Origin of the sequence: Pseudoclavibacter sp. RFBI5 (assembly GCF_002931395.1) — a bacterium.
GTDB lineage: Bacteria > Actinomycetota > Actinomycetes > Actinomycetales > Microbacteriaceae > Pseudoclavibacter.
Map to the genome: position 1 here is coordinate 898,417 of NZ_PSYA01000010.1, position 19,637 is coordinate 918,053.

The 19,637-nt window shown below is 68.4% G+C and carries 19 protein-coding genes; 2 read left to right on the top strand and 17 right to left on the bottom strand.

Features of this window, described 5'->3' with window-relative positions; translation table 11 throughout:
* Positions 1-27 precede the first annotated feature (27 nt).
* The 8 genes from C5E06_RS11110 to prmC form a co-directional block, all read right to left on the bottom strand.
* Complete coding sequence (locus C5E06_RS11110) at positions 28-819, bottom strand: F0F1 ATP synthase subunit delta (RefSeq protein ID WP_104306894.1); 792 nt, start codon at positions 817-819, stop codon at positions 28-30.
* Positions 819-1,385, bottom strand: a complete 567-nt coding sequence (locus C5E06_RS11115) for a F0F1 ATP synthase subunit B (RefSeq protein WP_104241493.1) — start codon at positions 1,383-1,385, stop codon at positions 819-821. Before C5E06_RS11115 ends, C5E06_RS11110 begins: the two co-directional genes overlap by 1 nt.
* Before the next feature lie 12 nt (positions 1,386-1,397).
* On the bottom strand, positions 1,398-1,628 hold the full coding sequence (atpE, locus tag C5E06_RS11120) for an ATP synthase F0 subunit C (protein WP_104241494.1): 231 nt from the start codon (positions 1,626-1,628) through the stop codon (positions 1,398-1,400).
* Positions 1,629-1,686: 58 nt separating this feature from the next.
* Positions 1,687-2,514: a F0F1 ATP synthase subunit A gene (gene atpB / locus C5E06_RS11125; protein ID WP_104242099.1), complete on the bottom strand. Its 828-nt coding sequence runs from the start codon at positions 2,512-2,514 to the stop codon at positions 1,687-1,689.
* A gap of 174 nt (positions 2,515-2,688) precedes the next feature.
* Complete coding sequence (locus tag C5E06_RS11130; RefSeq protein ID WP_104241495.1) at positions 2,689-3,129, bottom strand: hypothetical protein; 441 nt, start codon at positions 3,127-3,129, stop codon at positions 2,689-2,691.
* Positions 3,126-4,337, bottom strand: coding sequence for an MraY family glycosyltransferase (locus tag C5E06_RS11135; protein WP_104298628.1), 1,212 nt, complete (start codon positions 4,335-4,337; stop codon positions 3,126-3,128). Before C5E06_RS11135 ends, C5E06_RS11130 begins: the two co-directional genes overlap by 4 nt.
* Before the next feature lies 1 nt (position 4,338).
* A complete protein-coding gene (locus C5E06_RS11140; protein ID WP_104306895.1) occupies positions 4,339-5,112 on the bottom strand; it encodes an L-threonylcarbamoyladenylate synthase in 774 nt (257 codons plus the stop codon).
* A gap of 6 nt (positions 5,113-5,118) precedes the next feature.
* Positions 5,119-6,030, bottom strand: a complete 912-nt coding sequence (gene prmC / locus C5E06_RS11145) for a peptide chain release factor N(5)-glutamine methyltransferase (RefSeq protein WP_181062956.1) — start codon at positions 6,028-6,030, stop codon at positions 5,119-5,121.
* A gap of 134 nt (positions 6,031-6,164) precedes the next feature.
* Between prmC and cysK the strand changes: the two genes are divergently transcribed.
* On the top strand, positions 6,165-7,100 hold the full coding sequence (gene cysK / locus C5E06_RS11150; protein ID WP_258063133.1) for a cysteine synthase A: 936 nt from the start codon (positions 6,165-6,167) through the stop codon (positions 7,098-7,100).
* 3 nt (positions 7,101-7,103) lie between these two features.
* Entirely contained in the window at positions 7,104-7,706 is a 603-nt protein-coding gene (gene cysE, locus C5E06_RS11155; RefSeq protein WP_104241500.1) for a serine O-acetyltransferase, read from the top strand.
* Between the two features lie 140 nt (positions 7,707-7,846).
* Here cysE and prfA read toward each other — a convergent pair whose 3' ends face one another.
* The 9 genes from prfA to C5E06_RS11200 form a co-directional block, all read right to left on the bottom strand.
* The gene (gene prfA, locus C5E06_RS11160) at positions 7,847-8,929 is read right to left on the bottom strand and encodes a peptide chain release factor 1 (RefSeq protein WP_104241501.1); all 1,083 of its coding nucleotides are present in this window, start codon (positions 8,927-8,929) and stop codon (positions 7,847-7,849) included.
* Positions 8,930-8,946: 17 nt separating this feature from the next.
* The gene (gene rho / locus C5E06_RS11165) at positions 8,947-10,896 is read right to left on the bottom strand and encodes a transcription termination factor Rho (protein WP_104241502.1); all 1,950 of its coding nucleotides are present in this window, start codon (positions 10,894-10,896) and stop codon (positions 8,947-8,949) included.
* 143 nt (positions 10,897-11,039) lie between these two features.
* Positions 11,040-11,990, bottom strand: coding sequence for a homoserine kinase (thrB, locus tag C5E06_RS11170; RefSeq protein WP_104306897.1), 951 nt, complete (start codon positions 11,988-11,990; stop codon positions 11,040-11,042).
* Between the two features lie 96 nt (positions 11,991-12,086).
* Positions 12,087-13,439: a homoserine dehydrogenase gene (locus C5E06_RS11175; protein WP_104241504.1), complete on the bottom strand. Its 1,353-nt coding sequence runs from the start codon at positions 13,437-13,439 to the stop codon at positions 12,087-12,089.
* Between the two features lie 13 nt (positions 13,440-13,452).
* On the bottom strand, positions 13,453-14,913 hold the full coding sequence (gene lysA / locus C5E06_RS11180; protein WP_104306898.1) for a diaminopimelate decarboxylase: 1,461 nt from the start codon (positions 14,911-14,913) through the stop codon (positions 13,453-13,455).
* A gap of 66 nt (positions 14,914-14,979) precedes the next feature.
* Positions 14,980-16,095, bottom strand: coding sequence for an LmeA family phospholipid-binding protein (locus C5E06_RS19015; protein WP_146081370.1), 1,116 nt, complete (start codon positions 16,093-16,095; stop codon positions 14,980-14,982).
* A 107-nt stretch (positions 16,096-16,202) separates the two neighbouring features.
* The gene (locus tag C5E06_RS11190) at positions 16,203-16,988 is read right to left on the bottom strand and encodes a DUF2993 domain-containing protein (RefSeq protein ID WP_104306899.1); all 786 of its coding nucleotides are present in this window, start codon (positions 16,986-16,988) and stop codon (positions 16,203-16,205) included.
* Between the two features lie 6 nt (positions 16,989-16,994).
* Complete coding sequence (gene argS, locus C5E06_RS11195) at positions 16,995-18,659, bottom strand: arginine--tRNA ligase (protein WP_104306900.1); 1,665 nt, start codon at positions 18,657-18,659, stop codon at positions 16,995-16,997.
* Between the two features lie 57 nt (positions 18,660-18,716).
* Positions 18,717-19,508 carry a transglutaminase family protein gene (locus C5E06_RS11200; RefSeq protein WP_181057844.1) on the bottom strand — a complete coding sequence of 264 codons (792 nt, stop codon included), beginning with the start codon at positions 19,506-19,508 and terminating at the stop codon, positions 18,717-18,719.
* Between the last annotated feature and the right edge of the window lie 129 nt (positions 19,509-19,637).

The following is a 19,637-nucleotide window of genomic DNA, read 5'->3' on the forward strand; positions in this document are numbered from 1 at the left end:
CGCCCCGAGAGTTTCAGTGCGTGAGGCTCAGGCGAGCTGCAGGCGGAGGTTGTTGAGTCGAGCGGCGACGCTGTCGTCGATCACGTCATCGCCAAGCTGCACGCGCAGGCCGCCGATGATCTTCGGGTCGATGATCGTCGTGACGGAGACGCGTCGGTTGAATCGACGTGTCAGACCGGCCTCGAGCTTCGCGAGCTGCTCGGGGGCGAGCGGACTTGCGACGGTGACCGTTGCGACGGAGCGACCTGCCTGGTCGGCGACCACTTCGCCTGCCCAGGTGAGGAGGCGACGAGTGCGGCGGCCGAGCGGGTTTCCCACGAGCTCTCGGAGGATCAGCAGGCTTGGCGCGCTGATCTTGCCCGCGAAGAGACGCTCGATGAGCTTCGCCTTCACGGCCGAGTCGCCGAGACGAGAGCCGAGGGTGAGCTCGAGCTCCGGGTTGGCGCTGATCGCGTCGGCGACCGTGGTGAGCTCGGCGGCGATAGCCGACTGCTCCCCTGCGGTCTGCGCCGTCGCACGGACTGCGAGTTCCTGCAGGCCGAGCGCGAACTCATGGTTGCTCGACCAGGTCTGGCTGACAGCATCCTGAAGGAGCTGCAGCGCGCGCGGGCCCAGGTGAGAGCCGAAGACCCCCACCGCGAGCTCGCGCCTGGCGCTGACGTCGGCGGCCGGGTTCGACAGTGCAACGAGGAGGTGCTGGTTGGCACCCGCAGCGTTGACCGCGGCGAACACCTGCTCAGCATCCTGCAGCTCTGCCTGGCCCCAGCCGTCGACGCTGTTCTTGAGGGCTGCCAGTGCGTGTCTGGTCGCGCTTCCCATCAGCTGTGCGTTCCTGCCTTCTGGTCGTTGTCGAGCTCGCTCAGGAACCGGTCGACGTAGGCCGTCGAGCGGTTGTCTTCGCGCAGGCTCTCCCCGACGACGCCGGAGGCGAGGTCGAGTGCAAGCGTGCCGACCTCGGCGCGGAGCGAGACGATCGCCGTCTGGCGCTCCGCCTCGATCTGAGCCTTGGCGGAGGCGGTCATGCGGTCGAGCTCAGCCTGCGTCTCGGCCTTCTTCTGGACCTTGATCTGATCTGCGTCGACTCGAGCCTGCTCGCGGATCTCCGCAGCTTCGGTTCGTGCCGCAGCGAGAAGCTTCTCGTTCTCGTCGCGCTTGGCAGCAGCCTCGGCCTGAGCGATCTCCGCCTTGCGGATGCCGCCCTCGATCTGCGCTTCGCGCTCGTCGAGCACCTTGCGGAGCGCCGGGATGGCGAACTTCCAGAAGAAGAATCCGAGCACAACGAAGACGACCGCCGACCAGACGATGTCATACGTAGCGGGAAGGAGGACGTTGCCCTCTTCCGCTGCGAGAGTCGACGTAACCGCCGACAGTGCGAAAGTGCTCATGTGCGGACCCGCTTACTGGAAGATGAAGAACGTTGCGACGCCGATGAAGGCGAGCAGCTCGGTGAAGGCGATACCGAGGAACATGGTGACCTGGAGGCGGCCAGCCATCTCGGGCTGACGTGCCATGGCCTCGACGGTCTTGCCGGCGACGATACCGATGCCGATGCCGGGGCCGATTGCAGAGAGGCCGTAGCCGACGGTAGCGATGTTGCCGGAGATCTCGGCGAGCGTGGTGGTTTCCACAGGGGTTTCCTTCCGTATGGGTGGTGAAGCAGGATGCTTCGCGTGAGTCAGGTGGGTCTTAGTGGCTCTTGGCAGCGGCCTGCTGGATGAAGACCGCGGTGAGGAGCGTGAACACGAAGGCCTGGAGGACCGCCGCGAGGATCTCGACGAGCGTCATCACGAAGCCGCCGAGGAGCGTGGGGATGCCGAACAGCATGTCGAGCGGGCCGCCTGGGCCCTGCATCGAGTAGGTGATGACGAAGAAGTTCGTCGCGCTGAACGTGAGGACGAGCAGCAGGTGGCCGACCATCATGTTGAGGAAGAGTCGCAGAGCGAGCGAGACCGGGCGCACGATGAAGATGTTGATGAACTCGATCGGCGTCAGCAGGATGTACATGGGCCACGGCACACCGCTCGGGAAGAGGGCGTTCTTGAAGAACGTGCCGGGGCCGGCTTCGCGGAAGCCCGCGTAGATGAAGGCGATGTACGAGACGACCGCCAGCACGAGCGGCATGCCGATGAGCGCGGTTCCGGCGATGTTCAGTCCGGGGATGATGCCCGTGATGTTCATCGCGAAGATGCCGAAGAACATCGCCGACAGCAGCGGCAGGTACTTGTGGCCGAGCTTCTCGCCGAGGATGCCGTCGGCGATCTGCGACTTCACGAAGCCGATGGCCATCTCGGCGAGGGACTGGCCCTTGCCCGGGATGACCTTCGGGCTGCGGAGGGCAAGCCAGAAGAGCAGCAGCAGGACGGCGATCGCGAGGAGTCGGACCAGGATGATGCGGTTCAGTTCGAACGGCGTGCCGGCGAACGCCACTGCCTCGAGGAAGAACTCGTGGTCAAGCGACGGCGGGTGGAAGATGCTGTTGTCCTCCGCGGCAGCGATGAAAACTGGCAGATTCAGGGCTGAGGCGAACAGAGCACTCTCCTGTCTCGGGGCGCAGCTGTCGTTGCTGCGCTTCGATGAGTTCGGGCGGGTGCACACACGGGAAGGACCCCTTCTCGGCGCACCTGGATCAGCCTATCAAGAAATCCCCAGGCAGGAGTGCAGTTCTGGCCTCCAGGCGGAACTTTTCTACTATTTGTCGTCGCCGGGCAGTCGAACGTCGCTGACGTTCCCCATGCGGCCGCGCACGACGCAGACGACATCGACGACCACGGTCGCGATCACGGCGACGACCAGGCACAGCCAGAGGGTGAAGAGGTGCACGATCGGCAGGTCCCTGATGAGGAACAGCGCGCCGAGGAAAACGATGAACTTGAGGATCCAGGCGCCGAGGATCGTCGCCATGAAGAAGATCTGATCGAGGTGCGAGGCGAGGATCACGGAGACGACCGTGATGCCGGTGAAGAGGAGCGTGATGGCAGCGGCGAAGAGCGCGCTCCAGAGTCCGTTGATGCCGACCGCGAGGAAGCCGATGGCGCCGCCGAGGACCGCGACGGCGATCGCGACGACGACGGACCACTTCAGGATGCTCTTGAAGATCGGCACAGAGGTGGGGGTCGTGGAGGAGTTCATGCGTCCATTCCGGATTCGGGTGCTGCTTTGAGCAGCGAGGCGTTTGCTTCAGCCAGCTCGTCGTGGGGGCTCTCTCCCGGCGCTTTCTGCGCCCGACGCTCGAGAGCCTTCCGTCGGCTGATCGGTGCCATGGTGGCGAGTGTGCAGGCGACGAAGCCGACGACGACGAAGCCGATGACGACGCCGATGGGGATCGAGATGAGATCGGCCGCGAATGCCATGAGCGCGCCAACGGACACGACCGCGGTCCAGGAGTAGAACACGACGACCGCCCATCGCTGGGAGTGGCCCATGTCGAGCAGCCTGTGGTGGAGATGCTTGCGGTCGGCCGTGAAGGGAGACTTGCCCGCCCTCATCCGCCGGAAGACGGCGAGAGAGAAGTCGAGCAGCGGGACGATCAGAACGGCGAACGGGATGATCATGGGCAGGAAGGCCGGCCAGAGCTCCGTCCGACTGATGGTCTGCGGGTCGACCTCGCCGGTCACGGCAACCGCGCTGGCAGCCATGAGGAGGCCGACGAGGAGCGCTCCCCCGTCCCCCATGAACATCTTGGAGGGGTACCAGTTCAGCACGAGGAAGCCGAGGCAGATGCCGATGACGATGGCGGAGAGCAGCGCCCCCATCGTGAAGCGGCCGGTCTGGCCCGCGAACTCGCTGAGCACGTAGCTGTAGACGAGGAAGACGCCGTTGGCGATGATCGCCACACCTGCCACGAGGCCATCGAGGCCATCGATGAAGTTCACCGCGTTCATGACGAGGACGACGGCGAGCACGGTGATGGCGATCGACATCCACTGCGAGCCGACCGTGATGCCGCCGATCGGCAGCGATGTGATGGCGACTCCCTGCCAGGCGAGGAGGATGGCTGCGAGGATCTGCCCCGCGAGCTTCGTCATCCAGTCCAGATCGATGAAGTCGTCGATGACCCCGATGAGGACGATGAGGGATGCGGCGCCGACGAGTGCCCAGATGCGCCCCGGCTGCTCGAAGACGAGGGAGAAGAAGGGGATCTGGGATGCCGCCGCCAGTGCGAGCAGCATGCCGACGAACATCGCGACACCGCCGAGGCGCGGCTTCGGGGTCGTGTGGACGTCGCGCTCGCGCACCGGCGGATACCACTCGAAGCGCATGGCGAGTCGCCAGACCACGTAGACGAGCACGAGCGTGACCAGCGCTGTGCCGACGACGAGGGCGAGATAGATCCGCACGCTAGGACTCGTGCCCCGCTGCCGGCTCTGCTCGCGAGCGGGTCTCCTCGGCAGGCTCGGCGTCCGGCGAGCTGAGCGCGACTGTCTCCCCGCTCGGGTCGCCCGCGGGTTCGACGGCGTCGACCGGCGCCAGCTTGTCGCCGAGCACCTCCTCGATGAGTGCCCGGGAGAGAGCCCCCTGCCGAACGATGCGCGCTGGCTCGCCCCGCGTGAGCGGCGTCGCATCCACGATCGTCGATGCCTCTCCCCCGGCAGGGCCGCCGTCGAGGAAGACTCCAACGGCATCCCCGAGCGCTGCCAGCGCTTCCTCTGCTGTCGTGGCCGCCGGCTCACCGTGCTTGTTCGCGCTCGAGACCGCGAGCGGCCCCGTCTCCTTCAGGAGTTCGCGAGCGAGCCTGCTGTCGGGGATGCGCAGGGCGACGGTGCCGTTCGTGTCGCCGAGGTCCCACTGCAGCGATCCACGGGCCTGCAGGATGACGGTCAACGGCCCTGGCGCGAAGCGCTCGAAGAGCTGACGGGCGAGGGGATGCACGTTCTCAGCGAGCGCGTCGAGCGTCTCGTGGTTCGCGACGAGCACCGGCGGCGGCGTCGCCCTGGTGCGCCCCTTGGCGTCGAGGAGACGCTGGACCGCTTGCGCCGAGAAGGCGTCTGCGGCTATGCCGTAGACCGTGTCGGTCGGCATGACGATGACCTCGCCGCTCGCGATGGCCGTGCGTGCCGCACGGACCGCTGCCAGGAGGTCGAGTGAGTCTGTGGTGGCGTAGATCTGTCCCATTCTTCGTCACATGATAGCCGGGCGGCCGGAGTCATCCTCGTTCGACGCGGAGCGGACGGCAGATGTGATGCGGTCACGGCCGGTGAGGTCTCTGGCGGTCGCTGCGCTGCGGAAGCCCGCGCTGCCGAAGATCTCGCGAATCTCTGCACCCTGAGTGTCCTCGTGCTCGACGACGAGGACGCCCTCTGGTCGGAGGGCACTGGCAGACCAGGTCGCGAGCTTCCGGATGAAGTCGAGGCCGTCCCGGCCCGAGTAGAGCGCCAGCTCGGGGTCGTGGTGCCAGACCTCCCTGCTCTCCGGGCGGTTCGCCGCCGGTACGTAGGGAGGGTTGGAGACCACGAGGTCGAGCGACCCCGACGGGAGCGCCGCGAACATGCGGGCGGCGTCCCCGAAGAACGTGGCCACCGCCCCCTCGCCATAGCTCGCGACGTTGGACCGCAGCCAGGGCCAGGCGGCACTGGATCGCTCGATCGCCGTCATCCTGATGCCTCCGTGGAGGCGAGCCACGCCGAGCGCGACGGCCCCGGTGCCGGAGCCGACGTCGACGCCCGTGAGCCCCGCCGGTGCCGGCCCTGCGCGGCCGAGGAGTTCGACCGCAGCCGTGACCAGCGATTCCGTCTCCGGGCGCGGGACGAACGCCCCGGGTCCCACCGCCAGCTCCATGTCGATGAACGGAGCCCGTCCGGTGACATGCTGGAGCGGTTCGCGACGCGCACGACGCGACGCCGCCTTCGTCACGGCCTGAGCGTCCCCCTCGGACACCTCGCGACCGAGAAGCGAACGCATCTGCACCTCGCCGCGGGGGACGCGCAGCACCGCTGCGAGGAGGATGTCCGTCTCGGTGCGTTCGTCCGCGATACCGGCCGCCTTCAGCTGTTCGCGAACCCGCTTCCGCAGCTCGTCCATGTGCAAGATCATGGGTAGAGTCTTCCGCACATCGACTCGCGGCGTCATCCACAGCATTCGCGAGGGAGATGATTGGGACGATTGCCGCGGGCGGACGCAGCCAGCGACTCCCACGAAGTTCACACAGCATCCCAGAAGGGCACGAAGTGACTGGAAAGATCTACAACGACATCACCGAGGTCGTCGGCCGCACCCCGCTCGTCAAGCTCGGCCGCATCAACGACACCGGCGCGAACATCCTCGCCAAGCTCGAGTTCTTCGGTCCTGGCTCCTCCGTCAAGGACCGCCTGGGCCTTGGCATCATCCGCGCAGCTGAGCAGAGTGGCGAGCTGCAGCCCGGTGGGACGATCGTCGAGGGCACGTCGGGCAACACGGGTATCGCGCTCGCCATGCTCGGCGCTTCCCGTGGCTACCGCGTCATCCTGGCGATGCCCGAGACCATGTCCATCGAGCGCCGCCAGCTCCTGAAGGCCTTCGGCGCGGAGCTCGTGCTCACGCCAGGCCCAGAGGGCATGCGCGGAGCCGTCGCACGCGCCAAGGAGATCGTCGCCGAGACGCCTGGCGCGATCCTCGCCCGACAGTTCGAGAACGAAGCCAACGTGCAGATCCACCGCGAGACGACGGCGGAGGAGATCTGGGCGGACACCGACGGCGAGGTCGACATCTTCGTCGCCGGTGTCGGCACGGGCGGCACCATCTCCGGTGTCGGGCAGGTGCTCAAGGAGCGCAAGCCCGACGTCAAGATCGTGGCCGTCGAGCCCAAGGACTCGCCGCTCCTCACGGAAGGCAAGGCCGGGCCGCACAAGATCCAGGGCCTCGGCGCGAACTTCGTTCCCGATGTGCTCGACCGTGACGTCATCGACGAGGTGCTCGACGCAACACTCGAGGACAGCATCCGCGTCTCCCGCGCACTGACCTCGACCGAGGGCATCTTCAGCGGCATCTCGAGCGGAGCGAACCTCTGGGCCGCTCTCGAGATCGGAAGGCGTCCGGAGAACGCAGGGAAGAACATCGTCGTCATCATCTGCGACACCGGCGAGCGCTACCTCTCGACGGTGCTCTTCGACGACCTGCGCGACTAGCGAGTGGCAACGGCAGCACCTCGTCGAACGCCGGCACCGCATGGTGTCGGCGTTTGGCGTCGGGTCAGGGAGGACATCGCGGCGACGCGGAAGAACGACCCGGCGGCCCGCTCGAAGCTCGAGATCGTCGTCAACTACTCGGGACTCCACGCCCTGTGGCTGCACCGCGCGGCCCACACGCTCTGGATGCGCCCTGGCACGAAACTGCTCGCGCGAACGCTGTCGCAGTTCAATCGCTTCGCGACCGGTGTCGAGATCCATCCCGGTGCCCGGATCGGCCGCAGAGTCGTGATCGACCACGGCATGGGCATCGTCATCGGCGAGACGGCGATCGTCGGGGACGATGTCCTCATCTACCACGGCGTCACGCTCGGAGGCACGTCGGGTCATCGCGTCAAGCGGCACCCCACGGTCGGAAGCCGCGTCCTGATCGGAGCCGGGGCGAAGCTCCTCGGCAACATCACGGTGGGCGACGACTCGCGAGTGGGTGCGAACGCGGTCGTCACGCGCGACGCACCGCCCAACTCCGTGCTGACGGGCGTTCCGGCGCGCATCCGCCAGCGGACCTCCGCCGAACAGGATCTGGTCGGATACTACGAGATCTAAAAGATCTCAAAGGTCTGACCCGAACCAGCGGGATGCATCGGCCTGTAGAGGTCTCAGCACTGCGGACGTCTCCGCGTTGCAGACAGAGAAACGGCGACCAGCAGATCTGCTGGTCGCCGTCTCGCGTTGCGGTGGTGCGTCTAGTCGTCGTTGCCGGAGAGCGCCGCGAGCCGGGCTTCCTCGTCGGCAGCGATGGCCGACTGGATGACCGGACCGAGGGCCCCGTTCATCACGTGGTCGAGGTTGTACGACTTGTACCCCGTCCGGTGATCCGCGATGCGGTTCTCCGGGAAGTTGTACGTGCGGATGCGCTCGGAGCGATCCATGGTGCGGATCTGGCCGGAGCGGGCTTCCGACTCAGCCGCGGCGATCTGCTCCTGCTGGTGAGCGAGCAGCCTCGCGAGCAGCACTCGCATGCCGGCGGCGCGGTTCTGGATCTGGCTCTTCTCGTTCTGCATCGACACGACGATGCCGGTCGGGATGTGCGTGATGCGCACCGCCGAGTCCGTCGTGTTCACCGACTGGCCGCCAGGGCCTGAGGAGCGGAAGACGTCGATCTTGAGGTCGTTCGGGCTGACCTCGATCTCCTCGGGCTCATCGACCTCGGGGAAGACGAGCACGCCCGTCGTCGAGGTGTGGATGCGGCCCTGCGACTCGGTCGCCGGCACCCGCTGGACGCGGTGCACGCCACCCTCGTACTTGAGGCTGGCCCACACACCGAGTGCCGGGTCGTTCGCATTGCCCTTGATGGCGACCTGGACGTCCTTGAAGCCGCCGAGGTCGCTCTCCGTCGAGGAGATGATCTCGGTCTTCCAGCCGCGCTGCTCCGCGTAGTGCGAGTACATGCGGAGGAGGTCGGCGGCGAAGAGCGCCGATTCCTCGCCGCCCTCACCGCCCTTGATCTCCATGATGACGTCGCGTCCATCGTCGGGGTCACGCGGGATGAGGAGGCGGCGGAGCTTCTCCTGCGCGACGCGCAGGTTCTCCTCCAGCACGGGAACCTCTTCCGCGAACGACTCGTCTTCCTTCGCGAGCTCTCGCGCCGCCTCGAGGTCGTCCTCGAGCTCGGCCCTCGAGGCGTCCGCCGCGAGGATCTGCGCGAGCTGCGCGTAGCGCCTGTTGACCTTCTTGGCGCGCGCCGGGTTGGCGTGCAGCTCGGGGTCGGCGAGCTGCTCCTGCAGGTCTTCGTGCTCGGCGCGAAGCTGCCGAACGGAGTCGGCCATCTCGTGTCTGGCCACGACTACGCCTTGGCTGCGCGGATGGGCTGCTTCGCGACGGAAGCGAGGAACTCTGCGTTGGTGGTCGTGCTGGCGACTCGTGCCAGGACGGCTTCGAGCGACAGGAGCGCGTTGCCTCCCGTGAGCCCACGGCGGATGCTCCAGGTCGCTTCGACTTCCTGCGGCGTGAGCAGCTGCTCCTCGCGGAGCGTCTGCGAGTGCGAGATGTCGATGGCCGGGAAGACGCGCTTGTCGGCGATGTCGCGCGAGAGGCGAAGCTCCATGTTCCCGGTTCCCGCGAACGACTCGAGGATGGTGTCCTCGGTCTTGGAGCCGGTGCCGATCATCGCCGTGGCGAGGATCGTGAGCGATCCGCCGTTCTCGACGTTCTTGGCGGAGCCGAAGAAGCGTCGAACGGGGGTGAGCGCGGATGCGTCGACGCCGCCGGGCAGGATGCGTCCGGATGCGGGTGCCGCGAGGTTGTAGGCGCGGCACAGCTGGGTGACGCCGTCGAGCAGCACGACGACGTCGTGGCCGAGCTCGACGAGGCGCTTGGCTCGCTCGATGGCGAGTTCCGCGACGGTCGTCTGGTCGTCGGCCGGGAGGTCGAAGGTGGCCGCGACGACCTCGCCCTGGATGGTGCGCTGCATGTGCGTCACCTCTTCGGGACGCTCGTCGATGAGGACGACCATAAGGTGCACGTCTGGGCTGTTCTTCGCGACGGCAGCTGCGACCTGCTCGAGGACGATCGACTTGCCCGACTTGGGCGGGGCGACGATGAGGCCGCGTGTGCCCTTGCCGATGGGCGCGAAGAGGTCCATGAGTCGAGTCGCGACGCGATCTTCGCTCGTCTCGAGACGGAGACGCTCCTGCGGGTAGAGCGCGGTCAGCGAGTCGAAGTCGGGACGCTGGCGCGGCTCCTCCGGCGACTGGCCGTTGATGGCGTCGAACCGGACGATCGCGTTGAACTTCTGGCGGCCGTGCTGGTTCTCGCCCTCGCGCGGCTGGCGGATGGCGCCGACGACGGCGTCGCCCTTGCGGAGCTGGTACTTCTTGACCTGCGCGAGCGACACGTAGACGTCGTTGGGTCCCGGGAGGTAGCCGCTGGTGCGGACGAAGGCGTAGTTGTCGAGGACGTCGAGGATGCCGGCGATGGGCAGGAGGACGTCGTCGGCTGCGATCTCCGGCTCGGTGTCCTCAGCGCCTCCGCGTCCGCGCTTGCGGTCGCGGTAGCGTCCGCCGCGGCTGCGGCGCTGCTCGTCGGTCTCGTCGTCGGACGGAGCGTCCTGGGCCTGCGGGGTCTCGGGACGGCCCTGTGCCTGCTCGCCGCCGCGTCCGCGAGAGCGTCCGCGCTGGCGGCGTCCGCCCTGCTGCTCGTCGTCCTGCACGTCGCCGCTCTGCTCTGCTGGCGCCTCATCCTGCTTGGCGGCCGGCTCAGCGTTGTCCGTGCCCTGCTCGTTGTCGGCTCCGCGACCACGGCGTCCACGACCGCGACCGCGCTTGCGCTGGCCGGCGCGGCCCTGGTCCTCGTCGCGTGCGTCGTCCTGCTCTGAGGCTTCGCCGCGGGCGGGCGGGAGGACGAGGTCGTCGAGGGACAGCTCGGGGACGCTCGGGGCCGAGGACTGCTCGGCCTCGGAGACCTCGGATGCCGGCGCCTCGGTGCGGTCGTTCGCCGTGCGGTCGTCCTCGGTGACGGCCGGTGTCTCGTCGACGACAAAGGTCGGCGCTTCGGCCTCGGGGGCGGAAGGCTCGACGGGTGCCGAGTGCTCCTCAACCGCTTCGGCCGGAGCCTCTGCGGCGACCGTCTCGGGCTCGGCGCTCGAGCGTGCGGCCTCGATGGCCTCGATGAGTGCTCCCTTCCGCAGGCTGCGTGCGCCGCGGATCTGGAGTCCGGCGGCAAGCGCCTGGAGGTCGGCGACCTTCATCGAGGTGAGCGGGGCTTCCTGCCCCGCAGTTGGTGTTGTGTCAGTCATCTGCTGTGAGTCCTTACCTCTACCGCGTTCTGCGGTGTTCAGATCGAGCGAGCGGGACTTCTCACACACTCTGAACCACATCGACAGAAATCGAGGGGGGTGCGTACTCCGCTGCTCGGAGAGTTGAAGCTGTCGCGCTGTGCCTACACCGAGAGTGTGGCCGCGTCGCCCGACAGCACCTCAACTGTAGCACCGAGGAAATCAACGGCGGGCATGATGGCGTTCCACTTCGTCTGCGTGTTGGCCTCGGCGACGGCGGCCGCCCGCAGGCGCTGCTCGGGGCTGGAGCACAGCACGAGGACGCTCGGGCCCGCACCGGAGACCACGGCGGGCAGCCCCGCGGCGCGCAGCTCGGCGACGAGGCCGCTCGTGAAGGGCATCGCGGATGCGCGGTAGCTCTGGTGGAGCCGGTCCTCCGTCGCCTCGAAGAGCAGCTCCGGGCTCTGCACGAGTGCGGCGACGAGCAGCGCCGAGCGGGAGAGGTTGAAGATCGCGTCGGCGTGGGGGACGCTCTCCGGCTGGAGGCTCCTGGCGAGCTTCGTCGACATCGTCTCCGTCGGGATGAGCACGATGGGCGAGACGCCGCGGTGCACGAGCAGCTGCTTGGAGCGGGGGCCGTTCTCGCCCACCCAGGCGATTGTGAGGCTGCCGAAGAGGCAGGGCGCGACGTTGTCGGGGTGTCCCTCGAGCTCGGTGGCGAAGCGCAGCAGCGTGTCCGCGTCGACATCGACGTCGTTCGACACGAGCGCAGCAGCCGCCATGACGCCGGAGACGATGGCGGCGCCGGATGAGCCCATGCCTCGCCCGTGCGGGATCGTGTTGACGGCGCTGATGCGCAGCCCGGGCAGCTCGTAGCCCAGTCCGTTCAGCGTGTGCTCGATGGACTGCACCACGAGGTGCGAGGCGTCGCGGGGCACGCTGTCCGCTCCCACTCCCTGGACCTCGATCTCGAGCACGCCGCTCGGCGCGCTCTCGACGACAAGCGTGTCGTACACGGCAAGCGCGAGTCCGAGGGTGTCGAAGCCCGGACCGAGATTGGCGCTCGTCGCGGGGACCTTGACTTCGACGCGACGCGCCTGTTCGACCTGCTTCATGCTGCGACTCCTAGGCAGAGGACTGTTGCGATTGGATTGATATCGATGGGCATGACGGCCGACGGGGTGCCGTCGGCGGCGTCGAGCCGCCCTGCGTTAGAGCGCGCCCTCGACACGGAGCACCCCGGAGACCCGCCGTGATGCCTCGTGCTCGGCGAGCGCCTGCGCAAGCGCTGAGAGCGCTCGCTCGGTCGCCGAGTGCGTGCCGATGACGAGCGTGGCGCCCCGCTCGGCCTCGCCGGTCGATGGTGCGCCGGAACCAGCCGTCGCATCGCCCGAGTCGGCGCTGCGCTGCTCGAGCGTCGAGACGGAGACGCCGAAGTCGCTGAAGACCTTCGCGATCTCGGCGAGCACGCCTGGACGGTCGTGCACCTCGAGGATGATCTGGTAGCGCGTGGTGATCTCGCCGACGTCGAGGACGGGCAGGTCGGCGTGCGTCGACTCGCCGAGGCCAGGGCCACCGTTGACGCGTCGACGGGCGGAGGAGACGAGGTCGCCGAGCACGGCGGACGCGGTCTCCACTCCCCCGGCGCCGGCGCCGTAGAACATGAGGTCGCCGGCTGCCTGCGCCTGCACGAAGACGGCGTTGTTGCCGCCGTGCACCGACGCGAGCGGGTGCTGCGCGTCGACGAGCGCGGGGTACACGCGCGCTGAGATGCCCTCGACTCCGTCGGCGGTCGTGACGCGCTCGCAGATCGCGAGGAGCTTCACGACGAAGCCCGCCGCCTTGGCGCGCTCGATCTGCTCGATCGTGATCTCGGTGATGCCCTCGCGGTGCACGAGCTCGACGGGGACCTCGGTGTGGAAGGCGATGGAGGCGAGGATCGCCGCCTTCTGCTGGGCGTCGTAGCCGCCGATGTCGGCCGTCGGGTCGGCTTCCGCGTAACCGAGGTCGGTGGCGATGCGCAGCGCTTCCTCGAGCGAGTCGCCGCGTGTGTGCATCCGGTCGAGGATGAAGTTGGTCGTGCCGTTCACGATGCCGAGGATGCGCTCGACCCGGTCGCCCGCGAGGCTGTCGCGCAGGGGGCGGATGATCGGGATGGCGCCGGCGACGGCGGCCTCGTAGGTGAGCTGAGCGCCGACGCGCCTTGCCTGGTCGAAGAGCTCGGGGCCATGCGCCGCGACGAGCGCCTTGTTCGCCGTCACGACGTCGGCACCCGTCGACAGCGCCAGGGAGATGAGGCCCTTCGCCGGGTCGATACCGCCCATGAGCTCGATGACGATGTCGGAGCCGAGGATGAGCCGCTCCGCGTCGTCGGTGAAGAGCTCCTTCGGCAGATCCACGTCGCGCTTCGCATCGACGTTGCGGACGGCGATACCCGTCAGCAGCAGCGGAGCGCCGACACGAGCGGCGAGCTCGTCGGCGTTCTCGATCAGGATGCGGGCGACCTGCGACCCGACGGATCCCGCGCCGAGCAGGGCGACTCGGATGGGTCGGTTCTGGTTCATCGGTTCTCCTCGGTTACGGGCGCTCATCGGTCACGGCAGCTGGGAGCCCCGCGTCTCTGGCAAGCAGATCGGCCACGGACTCCGCACGGATCAGCGTGCGCGCCTCGCCGTCGCGAACCGCGACGACGGCCGGTCGGCCGATCATGTTGTAGTTGCTCGAGAGCGACCAGCAGTATGCGCCGGTCGCTGGCACGGCGACGAGGTCGCCAGGGGCGACATCGCTCGGAAGATAGTCTGCCAGAACGACGATGTCGCCGGACTCGCAGTGTTTTCCAACGACACGAACGAGCGCTGCGTCGGCCGCGGAGGCCCGCGAAGCCAGGCGAACGCTGTACTCGGCCTCGTAGAGTGCCGCCCTGACGTTGTCGCTCATGCCGCCGTCGACGGAGACGTAGAGTCGCTCGGCACTGCCGCCCTCGTCGAGCGGGACTCGAACGGTCTTCGTCGTCCCGACCTCGTACAAGGCGGTCCCGGCGGGGCCGATGATGGTCCGCCCCGGTTCGAAGGCCATGTTCGGCACTGCGACGCCGAGCCTCGAGCAGGCCGCTGCCACGTGGGAGGCGATGTGGGAGGCCATCGTGCGGATGTCGGTGGGCGTCTCGCGCGGCAGGTAGGCGATGCCGTAGCCACCCCCGAGGTTCAGCTCCGGAACCGGTCCCCCTTCGAGGAGTCGAGCGTGGACTTCGACGAGGCGGTCGGCGGCCTCGCCGAACCCATCGGCGTCGAAGATCTGCGAGCCGATGTGCGAGTGCAGGCCGAGGAACTCCAGGGAATCGTGCTCGCGGATGCGCGCGACGAACGCATCCACCTCGTCGAGGGGGATGCCGAACTTCTGGTCCTCTCGGCTCGTGGCGAGGAACTCGTGTGTCGAGGCGTGCACACCGGAGTTGACGCGCAGCCTCACGGGCTGCCGAACGCCCGCGGCCAGGGCGGCCACCGCGACGCGGTCGAGCTCCTGGGAGCTGTCGAGCACGATCGCCCCGATACCGGCGGCGACGGCGATGCCGATCTCGCGCGTCGACTTGTTGTTGCCGTGGAAGCCGATGCGTGCGGGTGGTGCGCCCGCGGCGATCGCGAGGGCGAGCTCGCCTTCGCTGCAGACGTCGATGGCGCAGCCCGCCTCGAGCATCCAGCGGACGACGTCGGCGCTCAGGAACGCCTTGCCCGCGTAGTAGACCTTGGCGGTGACGCCGAGGGGCTCGAAGGCGTCGGCGAAGGCGGCGACGGTCTCCGCTGCACGCGCGCGGGCGTCGGCCTCGTCGACGACGTAGAGCGGCGTCGCGAACCGCTCCGCAAGCGCTCGGACGTCCATGCCCGCGATCTCGATCGCGCCGTCAACTGCTCGGGCGGCGTTCCTCGACCAGACGTGGGAGTCGAGCTCGTTGAGATCCGACGGAACATCGAGGTCGGCAGGCGCCAGTGGGCTGGCAGCCGTCTGGCGGGCGGCGTGGGGTTCGTGGAGAGCTTCAGGCACCAGAGCATGCTATCTGCTGGCCCCTCGCCGGAACAGGCGAGAGGCCCAAGCGCGCACGCGGCCGGACTACAGGCAGTCGGCCACCGCGGGCAGCTCGCTCAGCTGCGCGCCGTCGACCTTCCACGAGAACGAGATCGCGTCGCTGGAGACGGTCGCCTCGGTGACCTGCGCCTCGAGCTCCGAGTCCGCACAGGTCGGCACCTCGACCTTCTCGTTCGAGCCGAACGGGATGCTGGTCCCGAAGAGCGTCATGCTGCTGTCGCTCGTCACGAAGAGCTTGCCGTCCGTCGCCTCGTAGCCGAGCTCGGACTCGACCTTCACCTGCCACTCGCCGGTGCCGCTGATGGCCTCGATGTTGATCACGTTGTCGCCGTAGCTGATGGTCGTGTCGTAGGAGTCGGTGTTGATCTCGCTCTCCTCGCCCTGGAGCGCGGCAGGAACGCCGTCGAGGACGTCGGTCGAGACGACGAGATCGACCGTGGTCGAGTCCACGGGACCTTCGAGCGACGCGTCGATGCCCGTGAGGTCGATGCCCACGGTGATGTCGCCGTCGCCCTGCGACGTCATGGTGGCGTGCTCGATCTTGCCGGTGAGGAGCTGCGCGAGGACGCTGAAGCCATCCACCGTGACGGCGTACTCGCTCGGGGCCGCCGCCTCGCCGTAGTTGTCGATGACGATCTTCCCCGCCTGCTCCTCGAGTGCGCTCGTGACGTTCCCCCGGGCCACGGCCTCGCCCACGACGAGACCACCGGCGATCACGACGACACCGACGCCCGTCCAGAGCCACCATTGCGCGTACCAGGGCCGAGGCCTCTTGCCCTGCGGGGGCTGGCCGCCCTGCCACGGACCCGGCTGCTGACCGTGCGGCGGCTGACCGCCCGACTGCGCGTACTGCTGTGGCGCGCCGCCGTGCTGCGGCTGGCCGAACTGCAGCGGCCGCTGCTGCTGGCCGTAGCCCGGTCCTTGCGGCTGCTGCCCGTAGCCAGGCTGCTGCGAGGGATGCGGGTACCCGGAGCCCTGGCCGTACGTGGGCTGCTGTTGAGGTGCTTGGCCGTGTCCGGGCTGTTGCGGCTGGCCGGGCTGCTGTCCGTACCCGGGCTGCGATGCCTGCTGACCGTATCCGGGATGCTGGCCCTGCCCCGGCTGCTGACCGAAGCCCTGTCCGTTCGGCGGCATGCTCATCTCAGTTCTCCAGTTCTTCGGCGGCCGGCCGACGTCGCGCGGAGTGCGATCCGTCGAGCGCGTCGGGGTGGCCTCGTCGGCACGGACCCCATCGTCGCAGCTCGAAACTAGTCGCGACAGGTGGAGAACTCCCCGGAATCCGGGATCTCGGCGGAGAGTGCGATGTTCCTCGCCTCGACGCCGACCGTGAGCATCCCCTCCGCGATGCGCAGCTCGGACACGTGCAGACCGGCGGGGAGGTAGTCGGCGGTGCAGATCGGCACCGCGAACTCCGCGATGTCAGGGAGCGCCTGCGTGAGGGCCTGGCCGAACGCCGTCCCTGACACCTCGACGTCCCTCGGATCGATGATCACCTCGCCATCGACGAGGCGCAGCTGCGCGTCGACGGTGAGCGTGCCCGTGAGGCCCAGGATGGAGACCGTCGAGCGGTAGGACAGCTCGTCGTCGCCGAGCTCCAGCGACGCATCGGTTCCGGGGAGCGCGGCAACGCCCTCGAGGGTCGCCTCCGGCACGTTGAGCGTGCCCGTGAGCATCTCGGTCCGCATCCCGTCGAAGATGTGCACGCCGTACGCGTCCACGGTCGCCGCCAGGTTCAGGCCGTAGGCGGTGAGCTCATCCGCTGACACCGTGACGTGGCTCGCCCGACCGGTGGCGAGCTGCCACAGCGTCGAGAAGCCGTGCACGCGCGCGCTGACCTCGCCGTCCACCCCGGGCGGGAGCGTGTCCTGCACCTGCTGGGCGATGCGATCCTGCGCGACGAGGCGAACCCCGACGTCGAGGCCGACGAGCAGCAGCAGGGCGCCGAGCAGCCAGAGCGAGGCCTTGACCCAGCTGCGTGCACGCGACGTCCGCAGGAGCTGGATGCGCTCCTCCGGCGGACCGAGCGCGGTCACGTCCGACTACATCCGCTCGGGAGCCGAGACGCCGAGCATGGTGAGTGCCGAGCGCAGGACCGTGCTCGTGGCGTCGTTCAGCCACAGGCGGGTGCGGTGGAGGTCGGTGATCTCGTCGTCCCCACGCGGGATGACACGGCAGCTGTCGTACCAGCGGTGGTAGAGGCCAGCGAGCTCCTCCGCGAAGCGCGCGACGCGATGCGGCTCACGCAGCTCGGCGGCGGCCGCGACGACGCGCGGGAAGTCCTGCAGCGCCCCGAGGAGCGCCGACTCGGACTCGTGGTCGAGCAGCGACGGCTCGAAGACCGAGCGGTCGACGCCGGACTCGGCGGCGTTGCGTCCGACCGCGCAGGTCCGGGCGTGCGCGTACTGCACGTAGTAGACGGGGTTGTCGTTGGTGCGCTGCGCGAGGACGTCGAGGTCGATGTCGAGCGTCGAGTTGGCCGAGGAGCGCACGAGCGCGTAGCGGCCCGCGTCGACGCCGACGGCGTCGACGAGGTCGTCGAGCGTCACGATCGTGCCGGCGCGCTTCGACATGCGCACGGGCTCGCCGTCCTTCACGAGATTCACCATCTGGCCGATGAGGATCTGCAGGTTGACGCCCGGCTGGTCGCCGAACGCCGCGACCATCGCCATCATGCGCGCGACGTAGCCGTGGTGGTCGGCGCCGAGCATGATGATGCACTGGTCGAAGCCACGCTCGCGCTTGTCGAGGTAGTAGCCGATATCGCCGGCCATGTAGGTCGGGCTGCCGTTGGATCGAACGACGACGCGGTCCTTGTCGTCGCCGAACTCGGTGGTGCGCAGCCACTGCGCACCGTCCTGCTCGAAGATCTGGCCCTGCTCGCGGAGGCGCTCGATGGCCCGCGAGACCGCACCGGACTCGTGCACCGAATCCTCGTGGAAGAACACGTCGAAGTCCACGCCGAAGTCGTGCAGCTTCTGCTTGATCTCGCCGAACATCTGCTCGACGCCCTTGGAGCGGAAGACCTCCTGCTGCGCCTCCCGGTCGAGCTCGGCGATGCCGTCACCGTAGGCCGCGGCAACCTGCCCGGCGATGTCGCTGATGTAGGCACCGCCGTAGCCGTCCTCCGGAGTGCCCTCGCCGAGGTACGCCGCGAGGAGCGACCGCGCGAAGCGGTCGATCTGCGCCCCGTGGTCGTTGAAGTAGTACTCGCGCGTCACGTCGGCACCTGCCGCCGTGAGGACGCGGGCCAGGGAGTCGCCGACGGCCGCCCAGCGGACACCGCCCATGTGGATGGGGCCCGTCGGGTTGGCGGAGACGAACTCGAGGTTGAGCTTGACGCCGGCGAGCGAGTCGCCATTGCCGTAGGCCGATCCGGCGTCGACGATCACCTTGGCGAGCGCGCCCGCCGTGGCCGTGTCGAGGGTGATGTTGATGAAGCCGGGTCCCGCGACATCTGCACTCGCCACCTGGGGGTCGAGGATCAGCTGTTCGACGATGCCGGAGGCCAGCTCACGCGGGTTGGTGCCGACGCGCTTCGCGAGGCGCATCGCGATGTTCGATGCCCAGTCGCCGTGGTCGCGGTTGCGCGGCCGTTCGAGAACGATGTCCGTCTCGGGGACGGTGATGCCCTCAGCGCCCTCGAGGGGCGCGAGCGCGGCGTTGACAGCGGTGGTGAGTGCCGTGACGAGAGCTGGAGAAGTCATAGGCCTCCCATCCTAGAGGCGCTCGAGGGCCGTCGGCGGCGCTTGCTCGCGCCATCGTCAACCCAGCTGCACCCGCTCGGTCCAGTCCTCGAGGATGACCTCGCTCGAGGTCGCGTCGACGTGCAGCTTGGACAGGCGGAGGTTCGCGATCGTGTTGCTCAGGAACGCCGTGTCCGCGGCATCCCGACCGCTCGCGATGCGCTGCATGAGGCGGCGCGGCGCGAGGTGCGTCGAGTCGACGACGTACCAGGCTCCGTCGACCAGCACCTCGACGACGGCGTGGAAGTCCATGGGCACAAGCCCCGGCGCGTACACGGAGACGAGGCGCGCCGGGAGGTCGTTGGCGCGCAGGAACGCGATCGTCAGGTGAGCGAAGTCGCGGCAGACGCCCTGGCGCTTCAGGAAGGTGTCGCGCGCACCGTCGGTCGGGGCGCTCGAGCCCGGCACGTAGCTGATGTTCCTGGAGACCCAGTCGACGACCGCGTCGACGAGCTCGAAGCCCTGCTTGCCGCGGAACATCGACCGCGCGGTCGGTCCGAGGAGGTCCGACTCCGCGTAGCGGGACGGACGGCGGAACTGGATGAGGTCCAGCTCCTCCGGCTCGTTCGGCTGCGCGCGGTCGAGCACCGTCGCGGAGTAGCGCATCTCGATGTGCTTCGCGGAGGTCGTCACGCGGTGCAGCCGGCACTCGGAGCGGTCGATGGATTCGATGACGTCGAGGGGCACGCCGTCACCCGTGATCGTGAACGACTCGCTCTCGAGGTTCGCCAGCGTGTGGGCAGCGATCGAGAACACGAGGTCGGCTTCCCCGTCGAGTTCGAGGTCAATGGCAGATTCGATCTTTCGCATCACCAGCGGATTGTGTCACGCTCCCGTGGCCATCCCCCACAGCCGCGCGTGGCGGCGAGCAGTGGCGTTCGGGCACCCTCGCGCCCTGTTAGTATTGGCTCCGCGTTGCTGAAAGCTCAGTTCCGCATC